The 12086-nt window shown below is 60.4% G+C and carries 8 protein-coding genes and 2 pseudogenes; 5 read left to right on the top strand and 5 right to left on the bottom strand.

Features of this window, described 5'->3' with window-relative positions; all coding sequences use genetic code 11:
- The 3 genes from repC to repA all read right to left on the bottom strand — a co-directional run bounded on the left by repC (nucleotide 1) and on the right by repA (nucleotide 3604).
- Nucleotides 1-1212 (bottom strand): plasmid replication protein RepC, encoded by a 1212-nt coding sequence (gene repC / locus RGR602_RS21005; protein ID WP_040114063.1) that lies wholly within the window; start codon nucleotides 1210-1212, stop codon nucleotides 1-3.
- A 155-nt stretch (nucleotides 1213-1367) separates the two neighbouring features.
- A complete protein-coding gene (gene repB, locus RGR602_RS21000) occupies nucleotides 1368-2393 on the bottom strand; it encodes a plasmid partitioning protein RepB (protein ID WP_040114062.1) in 1026 nt (341 codons plus the stop codon).
- The gene (gene repA / locus RGR602_RS20995; protein WP_040114087.1) at nucleotides 2390-3604 is read right to left on the bottom strand and encodes a plasmid partitioning protein RepA; all 1215 of its coding nucleotides are present in this window, start codon (nucleotides 3602-3604) and stop codon (nucleotides 2390-2392) included. The genes repB and repA overlap by 4 nt, the downstream gene beginning before the upstream one ends.
- A 377-nt stretch (nucleotides 3605-3981) precedes the next feature.
- On the opposite strand from repA, the gene traI reads away from it, so the two are divergent.
- Both traI and trbB read left to right on the top strand, forming a co-directional pair.
- Nucleotides 3982-4608, top strand: a complete 627-nt coding sequence (gene traI, locus RGR602_RS20990; RefSeq protein ID WP_040114061.1) for an acyl-homoserine-lactone synthase — start codon at nucleotides 3982-3984, stop codon at nucleotides 4606-4608.
- 10 nt (nucleotides 4609-4618) lie between these two features.
- Nucleotides 4619-5518 (top strand): annotated as a pseudogene (gene trbB, locus RGR602_RS20985) (P-type conjugative transfer ATPase TrbB); the annotation flags it as partial.
- On the opposite strand, the pseudogene RGR602_RS35975 reads toward trbB, so the two are convergent.
- Together RGR602_RS35975 and traA are read right to left on the bottom strand one after the other, a co-directional pair.
- A pseudogene (locus RGR602_RS35975) lies at nucleotides 5513-5902 on the bottom strand (S26 family signal peptidase); the annotation flags it as partial. The pseudogenes trbB and RGR602_RS35975 overlap by 6 nt on opposite strands.
- A complete protein-coding gene (gene traA / locus RGR602_RS20980; protein ID WP_040114085.1) occupies nucleotides 5899-9210 on the bottom strand; it encodes a Ti-type conjugative transfer relaxase TraA in 3312 nt (1103 codons plus the stop codon). The gene traA and the pseudogene RGR602_RS35975, both read right to left, overlap by 4 nt.
- A 253-nt stretch (nucleotides 9211-9463) precedes the next feature.
- Here traA and traC point away from each other — a divergent pair, with 253 nt between their 5' ends.
- From traC to traG, 3 genes are read left to right on the top strand one after another with little or no spacing between them, the layout of a single operon-like run.
- The gene (gene traC / locus RGR602_RS20975) at nucleotides 9464-9760 is read left to right on the top strand and encodes a conjugal transfer protein TraC (protein WP_040114060.1); all 297 of its coding nucleotides are present in this window, start codon (nucleotides 9464-9466) and stop codon (nucleotides 9758-9760) included.
- Nucleotides 9761-9764: 4 nt separating this feature from the next.
- Nucleotides 9765-9980, top strand: coding sequence for a type IV conjugative transfer system coupling protein TraD (traD, locus tag RGR602_RS20970; RefSeq protein WP_040114059.1), 216 nt, complete (start codon nucleotides 9765-9767; stop codon nucleotides 9978-9980).
- Entirely contained in the window at nucleotides 9973-11949 is a 1977-nt protein-coding gene (gene traG, locus RGR602_RS20965; protein ID WP_040114058.1) for a Ti-type conjugative transfer system protein TraG, read from the top strand. The genes traD and traG overlap by 8 nt, the downstream gene beginning before the upstream one ends.
- Nucleotides 11950-12086: the final 137 nt, after the last annotated feature.

Here is a 12086-nt window from a genome sequence, read left to right as displayed (position 1 = left end):
CTATCCAGCTTTCAAATTCCCCTGCCCGTTGGCTCTGAGCAATGCCATTATCATCGGTCCAAGCGAGAATTCCCCACGCTCACTGCGCCGCGTCAGATCACGCAGATAACCTCCGGCCGAGTTGATGAAATTCGCCCTCTCAAGGATGCACGCAACCGCCACCGCAGCATTCTCCGGCCCCAGCGCCTCGCACGCATCCTGATAGGCGGAGGGGCTTACCCCAAGCATAGATCGAACTACAACCGCGGCGGACATCAGATCTCGCCAGCTTCCCACGCCGCCCGGCGCGTAGTCCACGATCGTCGGGCAAGCCTTGAGCACTAACCCCAACGGAAACGCCCCTCGCTGTTCATTCCTCGGCTGGTGGCTCGAACTCGGCTTTGCCCCCTGCTCGGTTCTAGAGCTAGGTTCAGATTCAGTGTGGGATTCGGGTTTTGAATTCTGTATGTGCTGCTCGTTATGAGCATCATTGGTGCTATTATTTTGAGAATCTTCGAGCATTCCCAAGCGATTGAGGACTTCCTCCCGAAGCATCTGCATCTCATCGAGGATAGCCGTGGTGCCTGCGAGCGTGGGAACCCGCGGAATCCGTCCTACAAGCGCCACGTAGACGTCCTCGACCGATTGCCAATCTCCATCGGCGCCCTCTTCCATTGCTGCAGTGATGAGCTTACGGACATCGCGTCGGCAAATGGTCAGGCTTTCCTTGGCTCGCCTCAATGCCGCTCTATCGGCGGTCACTTGCTGCGCCAGCACGGCCAACTCTTCCGCCCGAGCAAGGAGCGGCGACAAGTCGAAGCCGAAGGCGCTCTCGATCTCGCCACCACCGTTCTTACGGGCGTAGCGCTTGCCATTGGCGCTATCCTTCCGAACGACGAGACCCGCCTCCACCAGGATGGCGATGTGTCTGCGTAAAGTCGCGCCCGCCATTGCATGCGCGCGAAGTGAAAGCTGAGCATTTGAGGGGAAGACGATCAGTTGCGCGTCCTGGCGCAACTCATTCTCGGGATAGAAACTCAACAGTGCGTCAAGAACCGCGAGGCTATTGGACTGAATTCCCAGCAGTTCCATGGCCGTGGAGGCATCTCTGAAGACCTTCCACTTGTCCGCTGTCTTGCCTTGCTTTATTTCCGCCAAGGCCGCCTGGCGCCGCACGAGCGCAAGCGTCATCGGCCGCCGCCCGAATGGCGTCGTTACACTTCCCGTCTGCATCGTCTTTCACCTTTCTGCAGGCAAAAGAAATCCACTCACCAAAACGGTGCCAAAGACTCTTGACGAAGATTCGAGGAAATGCGATTCTGTTCGTGCTAAAGATACAGAAGGGCTTCCACGACGGCAACGTTGAGGGGGCTCTTTTCTTTTGCGGATTAGTCTCCCTGTTTCTGTTGATGCTTTGCACGATGCTCTTGATAAAGCGCCGGCAAATGTTCGAGTACAAAGGCGGCAAATTCAGGCGTCGCCTTCCTGTCGATCGTGATCTCCAGCTTGCTCTTGCTCTGCGTCACCTGCGCAAGTCTGTCCCCATCTGGGGTCGACATGACGTCCGGCAAACCGCGCGCAATACGACGCGGCTTCAGGTGTCCGATCACCGCCTTGAACCGGTCTGCTGATGGCAGCGTCTGAGCCTCTGCCGAGCTGGCAAATTTGACGGCGTCCGCTGGAGACCCTGCTTTCTCGACCAATTCGGCGAGTTGTTGCCAGCTGGGGCGACCGACTCCTGGGGCGGCCCCAATGGCGTCGATCAGCTCAGAGGGGAGGGCGTCGACAAGTAGGAGCATCTTCGACAGATTGCTTTTGTCGATCGACATGGCAGCGATGACGATTTCTCGCGAGAACTGCTTATTCAGCTGATGGGCGAAACGCGCCTTTTCAATAAAGGTGAGGTCCTCGCGCTCGTTGTTTTCCTGCCCCTGGGCCACGACCAACTGCTCGTCCGTCAAGTCGCGAACGACCGCCTTGACCGGAAGTCCTAGCTCGGACACGGCACGCAGGCGGCGATGGCCGAAGGCAACCTGGTATCGGCCACCTCTTTGCGGATGAGGTCTCACAAGGATCGGGACCTGCTGTCCTTGCTCCTGGATCGACACAAGGAGACCGTCGATATCACCTTGCATACGATCTTGGACGAACGACGGCTCGATTGATGATGGGTCCAGTTCAACGACGGCCTGACCTTCCGCGAGTCGCCGTTCAATCTCCTCGGCACGGCCGAGACGATCATTTTGCTCACGCAATGCGTTGCCGATATTTGCCGTCAGCTTGGTCGCAGGATCACGTTCTTTTCTCGCCACGCCGAGAAGCGGCATAGAACGAGTCTTGGCCGCTCTGTTGTCACCGGCTGATGTGGTGTCGGGCGCGTCTGTGGAGACGCCGAGGAGGTGCTTCCGACTCATGTGGTTCTACCCCATGCCTTCTTGATCAGAGTCTCGATCTCGTCGTTGACGGCGTTCATCGCTTCCAAGGCCCGATCATAGGTCGAGCGCGTAAACTGGCCACGCTCAACCTCGAAGAGGGTCTGGTTTGTCAGGCCAGCGTCAGAAACAGCAGTTGTCTTGAGCATCGGAAAGTTGAGCACATTTTCGCCGAAGATCGAACGAAGGTAGCCAACCATCTGGTTCTGGGGCCCGTCGCTCGGTTCAAAGCGCGTGATGAGGTAGCGCATCCAATTAAATTTGAACTGAGCGCCCGCATTCTCGATTTCGCGCAGGAGATTCGAGGTCATCGCCAGGAACTGATTCATCGACATCACGTCCAACATCTGCGGATGGACAGTGACCAGGATCGACGTCGCGGCGGTCAATGCCGAAAGCGTGAGATAGCCCAACTGGGGAGGGCAATCGATGACGACGACATCGTAGTTGTCCGCGATGTCCTCGATGACTTGACTGATCCGACCGTAAAAGAGCGTGTCGCCTTCCTTTCGGTTCATCAGGGCGCGCGGTGTGTCGTGCTCGAACTCCATCAGTTCAAGATTGCCCGGAATGAGATGGAGGTCCGGAATGTAAGTTCCTCGCACAACCTGCTCGATCGGAACCTGCTCGTCATCGTACCGGATGGCGCCATAAAGGGTTTCATTCGGACCGACGTCGGTTTCTGGCTGACTGCCGAAGAGCGCCGAAAGGCTTGCCTGGGGATCGAGATCGATGGCCAGAACGCGATAGCCACGCATCGCCAGATATTGCGCCAGATGCGCGGCTGTCGTCGTCTTGCCCGAACCGCCTTTGAAATTCATCACCGAGATAACTTGAAGCTGCTCGCCCTCCCGACGGTGGGGCAGGTAGCGCCGGTTCCCGCGGCCGATCTGGTCCAGGTGCTTGCGGATTGCATGAATATCTTCGATCGTAAAGGTGCGTCGGCCGCCAGGGCTCATGCTCACATGCAACTCCGGCATTTCCGAAGCAGTCTGCCTAAGATAAGACTCACCGATGCCGAGCAGTTTTGAGACCTCTGACGGCGCAAAGGATCGAATGCCTTTTTCGGCCGTCGGCGGAAAGACCTTGAGATGATGCGCCTGAAGTTGGCTGGAGAGGGCGTCGGCGTGACGCTCCATCAGTGCGGTCAATCCTTCAACGACTGGCGCTGTTTTTGCGGCGGTCTTCGCCATCTCAAAACCCATTTCCTGCAAGTGGCGGTATTTTTCGCGAAACCGGTAAAGTTCCGCCACTAACCATTAGAGCCGATTCTGAATTTTGAGCAAGCGGTTTTAGGTTAACGAAAGGTTAACAACGCCGCGTCGGAAAAATTGATAGCCCTCGATTCCTCGTTAATAATCATGGCGTTAACCTGCCAGACGTTCGGCTATGTTCTCGATCTGTTTATCTGTGAATCCTGCAAACCTAACTAGCCGCGTTGGGCGCAAAGCGACCTCCTCCGCGGCCACTGCGGTGCGACTCACTCGCAAAACATTGCAGGATCCTCCAACTACCGCGCAATACAGTTCCATGCTGACTTCTCCGCCGATCAACGACGACGGAGAAATTCATGCAGGTTTTCGCGCTCAACAAACCGCGGAATGTTCACGAAGCTCGGCTCATCCAGCAACATCACCAGCTACGCGCTCGCGTCTTCGCAGAGCGGTTGGGCTGGGAGGTCAACGTCGCAGATGGCGAGGAATCGGACGGCTTCGATACTCTTGACCCCACCTACATCCTGGCCGTCTCCGACCTCGGCAACGTGAGCGGCTGCGCGCGGCTTCTGCCGGCCGTTGGCCCGACGATGGTGACGAACATCTTTCCGTCGCTGCTACCGAGCGACGGACTGAACGCACACCCTGCGATGATCGAGAGCTCCCGCTTCTGCGTGGATACGACCCTTGAAGAGGGCAGGGGATCGGGATCGGTGCATGAGGCAACGCTGACGATGTTTGCGGGCATCATCGAGTGGTGCCTCGTGAGCGCCATTACCGAGATTGTTACCGTGACCGACCTGCGGTTCGAACGCATTCTCGGTCGTGTTGGTTGGCCGCTTCAGCGCATTGGCGACCCGAGCCGTATCGGCGTAACTACAGCCATCGCAGGGATCCTTCCGGCGAACGTGGAGACATTTCTGAGGCTCCGCCCGTCCAGCTATCGCTCGCAATTCAATGGTCCGCTGGGTCAGGCAGCATAAGGAGAAAACCGTGAACCAGCTTCGCTCTCATCCTCGACTCGTCCGCAAGCTTCAGGAGGCGCTCGGCGATCAGCTCTGCGTCGCGCTCGATGATTCGACTGTTGTCGAAATCATGCTCAATCCGGACGGCAAACTGTTCATCGAACGGCTTGGCCATGGCGTCGCACCAGCCGGAGAAATGTCGTCCGCGGCGGCGGAAATGGTGATTGGAACGGTGGCACATGCGCTCCAATCCGAGGTCGATACCGAGCAGCCGATCGTCTCCGGCGAACTGCCGATCGGTGGCCATCGCTTCGAAGGACTGTTGCCCCCGGTGGTCTCCAAGCCAGCGTTCACCATTCGCCGTCGCGCCTCGCGCTTGATCCCCCTTGAGGATTACGTGCGCTCTGGCGTGATGAGCAAGCAGCAGGCGTTGACGATCCGCAGCGCGATTTCGTCTCGGCTCAACATCATCATCTCCGGCGGCTCCGGCTCCGGCAAGACGACGCTTGCGAACGCCGTCATCAACGAAATCGTCAAGTCGGCGCCGGACGACCGCCTCGTCATCCTCGAGGATACCGCAGAGATCCAATGCACAGCCGACAACGCCGTCCTTCTCCACACAAGCGATACTGTCGATATGGCGCGGCTCCTAAAGAGCACGATGCGGCTGCGTCCCGACCGGATCGTCGTCGGCGAAGTCCGTGACGGCGCTGCGCTCACTTTGCTTAAGGCCTGGAATACCGGCCACACTGGTGGCGTCGCGACCATCCATTCCAACACTGCAATGTCGGCGCTCCGCCGCCTTGAGCAACTGACCGCCGAAGCCAGCCAACAGCCGATGCAGGAGGTGATCGGCGAGGCGGTCGATCTCATTATCTCGATCGAACGGACGGCAAGGGGCCGGCGCGTTCGCGATGTCATTCAGATCGGACAAAGGGACCGGTCGCCCATCGATCGTCACGCCGGCGCCGATTTCGACATGCTGCCCGGCAACGGCGACGACCGACTTGATGAGCGGCGCGATGCCGCCTGGGCACGTTCCGGAGCGGAGATAACCACGCTCTCTCGCCGCCATCATCACCGCAGTTTGCGGAGGGCAAATGAAGACAAGGTCTCCGGCAGCAGCCGGGCGATCGAGCGCCACGATACGCCAGAGGCCGAGGGGTTCGCTCGGTGTCAGGTTGACGCGGAAACCGCCGACGATTGCGGAAGCAACACCGCCGCCAACGATGGATGCCACCAAGGCCAAGAGCACGACTGCATGCGCCCTTGGAGCGCGTCGCGTCCCAAACGCAAACACGGATGTCTTCATTTGAGCGAGAGCCCCTGGCTCTTCGTCTGACGCAGGGTCTCCGCTTGCTTCAGCGCCTCGGTCGTGCGCTCATGCGCGGCGAGCTGCTGCACCGTCCGCATCGAATTCCACGCCGATTGCACCTCCGCCTTCTGTCCGGCAGTCATTCCCGACGTGACGGCATTGAAGGTCTGTCCACTGGGGTCCTGCGCCGCAAGCGACAGGAAGGTCCGCTCGCCGAAACGGTCCGATACCGCCTTGGCGAAACCCTCCAGTTCCGCCTTCACCATTTTGTCGGCGAGCGCATATTCGAGGCCGGCGGGCAGATCGTTTTGGTCGATCGCATCGCGAACGCGTTCCAATGTCTGTTTTGCGTTTGGCGACAGTGCGGGAATATCGATCGAGACTTTCAGACGGACGGCACGTTCTTCGACCTCGAACTTGCGTTCCGCCTCCGCCCGCTGGCGCAGATAGCGCTCAAGGTTACGAGCCAGCGCCGGCGCATTCGTTTGTGCCTTTTCTCGCTCCTGCTTGTCGGCGCGGCTGGCGAGGATCCCGGTTTTGCCCTTCAGCGCGCCGAAGCTTTCGGGCTCCGACCCGAGCTTGGCCAACGTGGATGTCGCAACGGTCTCGTCTTTCAGCATGGCGTCGACATTGACGGCCTTGAATGCGCTTTCCGGCTGGGCGTAGACGAGGTGGAAGCGGGTCGAGACCTCCTCCCATTGCTTCTTCAATCCGGGATCGACGGCGACCTTGTCCTCGATCGCCTGGTCAACCGATTTGGCGAAGGCTGTGATACCCGAGACCATCGGCTTTGGCTCCTTGGTGTTGTTTTGTGTTAGGTACTGCGCGGCGCCGCGGATGAGGCCGAGCCTGCCGGCAACGGCAGCAAGGCGGGCGCCGAGATTGGCAAGTTTTTGCTTTTGGCTGACGACCCATTCCAGCCGGTCGCGAACCAGGGTTCGGGCGACGTTGACGAGATGCAGACCACGCGCCTCGGCAAAACGGAGCGCCTGACGGTAGAAGGCGCTATTCTCGTAATCGAGGGTCGTTTCCTTCGCATTGCTTCGCGACAGGATCGGGATCAGCCCGCCGTTCTTCGCAAAGGATCTGCGGCCGTAATAGACGGCCAGGTCCTCACGATGACGGGTCATGGCGACATAGGTGAGATGGCGATCGAGCGAAAGGGAAGCGAGCACCTTGACCTGGTCGACCGTCGCCCCCTGGCTCTTGTGGATGGTCGTGGCATAGCCGTGGTCGAGGTTGTTGTAGAAGCGCTGTTCGACCAGCACGTGGCGGGCATCCTCCCCTTCGCCGATCCGCGCGGTGATGCGTCCTGGTCCCGTCTCGACGACCTTGGCCAGCATGCCGTTCTTGACGCCGAGCGATCCCTCGTTCTTGAGAAAAACAATCTGATCGCCGACGGCGAAGTTGCGTTCGCCATCGGCAGTCCTGAACATGGTTCCCTGATCGAGAACCCCGCGTTCGATAAGCTTGATGCGCGCCATCTGGTTGAGCATGCGCACGTCGCGGCGCAGATGCGCGAGGATAAGAGACGTCTTCGCCGGATCATAATCGCGGTCCCAGGCGGCGATGAGGTTGTCGACCGCGTCGGCCTTCAAGTCCGACCCAATCACCCTGCCATTGGCGCGGTAAGCATCGACCGCGCTGCCGACCTTGCCACGCGCGAGATCAAGCGAAGCATCGCGCATCCATTGCTGGCGCTGGCGATAGATGGTTTCGAGTTCGGCATAGCCGATCCGATCGGCGATGGCGCGGAAGGCGGCCCCAGCCTCGATCGGCTGAAGCTGTTCGGGATCGCCAACGAGAACGAGCTTGGCGCCGGCTTTCGTCACCGCTTCGACGAAGAGCGCCATCTGCCGCGACGACACCATGCCGGCCTCGTCGAGAACGAACACCGTCTTGCCGTCGAGCTGATCACGGCCTTGGTTCCAGCGGAGCTCCCACGACGCAAGTGTGCGAGAGATGATGCCCGCTTCCTTCTCCAGCCCCTCGGCCGCCTTGCCGGCAAGTGCTGCGCCGACGACCCGATAGCCGGCCGCTTCCCAGGCCTCGCGCGCCGCCTTCATCATCGTCGTCTTGCCGGCGCCGGCGCGGCCGATCACGGCGGCGATCCGCTCAGGTCCCGCCACATGTTCGATCGCGGTTTTCTGCTCGTCCGACAGACGCTCATGACGCGCAAATGTCGCGGCCAACACTGCCTCGCGAACGCCGTGTGTCGAACGTTGAGACAGCCAGACGGCGCGATTGGCCATCTCGGCTTCGAGCCGGATCATGTCGCGGGTCGTGTACTTGGCCGGCTCACGGATACCACTGGCAAGGTCGAGCCGCTCGCGCTCGATGCGGAAGGTTTCGGGGCAGAGCAAGATCCGAACCATGAGGCTTTGGAACAGCACCGCGTCGTCGACGTAGCGGTGCAGGATCTTCGCCACGTCGCGTTCGTCAAACACGCTCTTCTCTCGCATGATCAGGTCGAGGACGAGTTCGGGATTCCTGTCGATGCGCCTGACGTTTTCGCTCCGCTTGGCGTCCTGCAACTCGAGGCGTTCGAGCTCGATCGGCTGGGCGGCACCATCGGCTTTTCGCTCGATCGCCTTCGTGCCGACGCCGAGATGGATGGTCGGCTCGAGATCGATCCCTTGCTTTTCGAAGGAGCGGCCATCGACGCGAATGTCGAGACCGGCAAGCGCCAGATGCCGATTCTGGCAGGCAAACCAGCCGTCGCGAAATACGTTGAAATCGTCGATGCTTCCGGCCCAGAGCTCATAGACGATCTTGCCGGCGTCGTTGCGGATCGGATTGCCGTCCGGTCCTGTTACCGCGACCTTCTTGGCACCAAAACCGTCAGCTGTCAGTGGCCGCAACGTCGTCATCAAATGAACATGCGGATTGCCGGGCGCGTCATGGTAGACCCAATCGGCGACCATGCCCGTCGCCGTGATTTGCTGCTCGACGAAATCCCGCACCAGCGCGATATTCTGCTCGGCGGTCAACTCGATCGGCAAGGCGATCGTCACATCCTTGGCGAGCTGCGCGTCGGAGCGCTTCTCGAAATCTTCGACCCTGTTCCAGAAAGCCTCGGAAGCGCCGGACACCGAACGATCGGCAATCATCGAGCGCAGCCATTCCGGCGCGTCGGCGGGAATGACGAACTCCTCATGGAGCAATCCCTGCTTGCGGGTGTAGTCGATCGTGCGTGCCTCGCGTTCGAACTCCATCTTGGCGCAATGCCGGTAGGCCGCCGACAGAACGGCGCTGCGGCCGGAGCCACGGGCGACGACGCTGACGGAGAAATGGGGGACGGCCACGGCGGAATTCTTCCCGGTTGCGAACGAAATCAACGAGTTCTTCGGGAGCGGCAGGCCCGCCAGGGACCTCAAGCAAGGGCGTCGCGTCAGCGACGTATAATTGCGCCCTTCGGATCCGCTCCTTCGGAACGGCCGGGATCATTCACCAAAGCATCGCCGCTGGCGATTGCATGATCCACCTAGTGCGTTCCGCACGCCGATCGGAAAGACTGCCCCCGTATCACGCGCATTCTCATCAAGGAGACATCAGGAAATGAAGAAGCCAGCCTCGAAGATCCGCGACGAAATCGCCAAACTCCAGGAGCAGCTCAAGGCCGCCGAGACCCGTGAGGCCGAGCGCATCGGCCGGATCGCCCTCAAGGCTGGTCTTGGCGAGATCGAGATCGACGAGGCAGAATTGCAGGCGGCCTTCGAGGATCTGGCCAAACGGTTTCGCAGAGGAAAGGCCGCGACGAACGGAGGGAAAAGGGGAGGCAACGCCAGCGAAAGCAGCGCATCGTCGACGCAGGACGCGGCTGGCGCGGCTGCGAGCGGGACTGCTGAGGCTTGAGCGGATGGCGCGCACGACGACATCCGACGCCCGCAAGAAAGAGACGCGGGAGAAGATCGAGCTTGGCGGTCTGATCGTCAAAGCGGGTCTTCGATACGAGAAACGCGCGCTTCTACTGGGTGCGCTGATCGATTTGCGCCAACGGCTCAAAGTCGATGAGATGGAACGAGCGCGACTGATGGCGATCGGCGCGGAGGCCTTCGGGAAAGCCGATGAATAGGATCATGCTCTTTATCGTACCCGCCGCGCTGATGTCCCTGTTCACGATCGGATTGACCGGGATCGAGCACTGGCTTTCCGGATTTGGAAAGACGGAAGCCGCGCGGCAGACACTTGGCCGAACCGGGATCGCCTTGCCCTATGTCGCCGCGGCGCTCATCGGCATTGTCTTCCTGTTCGCGAGCGCCGGCGCAATCAGGATCAAGACGGCAGGATGGGGCGTCGTTGCCGGCGGTGTCGCGACGATGATTGTCGCCACCGTTCGTGAAGCAATCAGGCTGTCGACACTCGCGGAACAGATCCCGGCCGGCAAGTCCATCCTCTCTTTTCTCGATCCCGCGACTCTGATCGGAGCGGCGGCGGCGGCGGCGGCCTCATGCTTTGCTCTGCGTGTCGCGTTGGCCGGCAATGCGGCATTCGCCAGCGCCGAGCCGAAGCGCGTCCGCGGCAAGCGGGCGCTGCATGGCGAGGCCGAGTGGATGAAGCTGCCGGAAGCGGCAAACCTGTTTTCGGATACAGGCGGCATTGTCATCGGTGAGCGATATCGTGTCGACAAGGACAGCACCGCGGCGCGCGCGTTTCGTGCCGACGAGCCGGAAACATGGGGCGCCGGCGGTAAATCACTGCTGCTCTGCTTCGACGGCTCCTTCGGTTCGTCGCACGGCATCGTCTTTGCCGGCTCCGGTGGCTTCAAAACGACATCGGTGACAATCCCGACGGCGCTCAAATGGGGCGGCTCGCTGATCGTCCTCGACCCATCGAACGAAGTGGCGCCGATGGTCTCAGCCCATCGGACGAGCGCGAACCGTGACCTGTTCGTCCTCAACCCCAAAAGCCCTGAGACAGGCTTCAATGCCCTCGACTGGATCGGCAAGTTCGGCGGGACGAAGGAAGAGGACATCGCCTCCGTCGCCTCATGGATAATGAGCGATAGCGGCGGCACGCGCGGTGTGCGCGATGATTTCTTCCGGGCTTCGGCATTGCAATTGTTGACGGCGATGATCGCCGACGTTTGCCTGTCCGGCCATACGGAGAAAGAAAACCAGACGCTGCGCCAGGTTCGCGCCAATCTCTCCGAGCCGGAGCCGCAACTGCGCCAACGCCTGCAGGAGATCTACGACAATTCGGACTCGAGTTTCGTGAAGGAGAATGTCGCGGCCTTCGTGAACATGACGCCCGAAACCTTCTCCGGCGTCTATGCCAATGCGATCAAAGAAACCCATTGGCTGTCATACCCGAACTATGCCGCGCTGGTTTCCGGAAAGACATTCTCGACGAGCGATCTGGACGATGGCAACACGGACGTGTTCATCAACATCGATCTCAAGACGCTGGAGACGCATGCCGGCCTCGCACGCGTCATCATCGGCTCGTTTCTCAACGGCATTTACAATCGTGATGGCTCGATGAAGGGCCGGGCGCTCTTCCTCCTCGATGAGGTGGCGCGGCTCGGCTACATGCGGATCCTTGAGACCGCGCGCGATGCCGGCCGCAAGTATGGCATCACGCTCACCATGATTTACCAATCGATCGGCCAGATGCGTGAAACCTACGGCGGCCGGGACGCCGCCAGCAAATGGTTCGAGAGCGCGAGCTGGATCAGTTTCGCGGCGATCAACGATCCGGAAACAGCGGACTACATCTCGCGCCGCTGCGGTATGACGACGGTCGAGATCGACCAGGTCAGCCGCAGTTTCCAGGCGAAGGGATCCTCGCGGACGCGATCGAAACAGCTGGCGGCGCGACCGTTGATCCAGCCCCATGAAGTTCTTCGCATGCGTACCGACGAGCAGATCGTCTTCACCGCTGGCAACGCGCCGCTTCGATGCGGTCGCGCGATCTGGTTCCGGCGCGACGATATGAAAGCGTGCGTCGGAACGAACAAGTTTCACAGGCTCGACGACACGGCTGAAACCCAACCGATCGAGCCGGCGCGCAGTGCAACGAGCAAGGCCGATCAAGGATCATGAAGAGTATCGGAGAAATCAGCATAGCGACGCCCAAGGGGCGGGATTTCGGGAATTCTCGTCGTGCGAGAGCGGGAAATAGCGCAGCCGCAGGAGCCTCAACATAGTGGCCCGCAGGGGAGGCGGGACCGACTGCGCCC

Origin of the sequence: Rhizobium gallicum bv. gallicum R602sp (assembly GCF_000816845.1) — a bacterium.
Taxonomy (GTDB): domain Bacteria; phylum Pseudomonadota; class Alphaproteobacteria; order Rhizobiales; family Rhizobiaceae; genus Rhizobium; species Rhizobium gallicum.
Note: the sequence above shows the minus strand (reverse complement) of the source record. Positions and strands in the feature narration are given on the sequence as shown.

Coding starts and splice junctions, on each gene's coding strand:
- repC (WP_040114063.1), bottom strand. CDS start 1,212: ATGCAGACGGGAAGTGTAACGACGCCATTCGGGCGGCGGCCGATGACG.
- repB (WP_040114062.1), bottom strand. CDS start 2,393: ATGAGTCGGAAGCACCTCCTCGGCGTCTCCACAGACGCGCCCGACACC.
- repA (WP_040114087.1), bottom strand. CDS start 3,604: ATGGCGAAGACCGCCGCAAAAACAGCGCCAGTCGTTGAAGGATTGACC.
- traI (WP_040114061.1), top strand. CDS start 3,982: ATGCAGGTTTTCGCGCTCAACAAACCGCGGAATGTTCACGAAGCTCGG.
- traC (WP_040114060.1), top strand. CDS start 9,464: ATGAAGAAGCCAGCCTCGAAGATCCGCGACGAAATCGCCAAACTCCAG.
- traD (WP_040114059.1), top strand. CDS start 9,765: ATGGCGCGCACGACGACATCCGACGCCCGCAAGAAAGAGACGCGGGAG.
- traG (WP_040114058.1), top strand. CDS start 9,973: ATGAATAGGATCATGCTCTTTATCGTACCCGCCGCGCTGATGTCCCTG.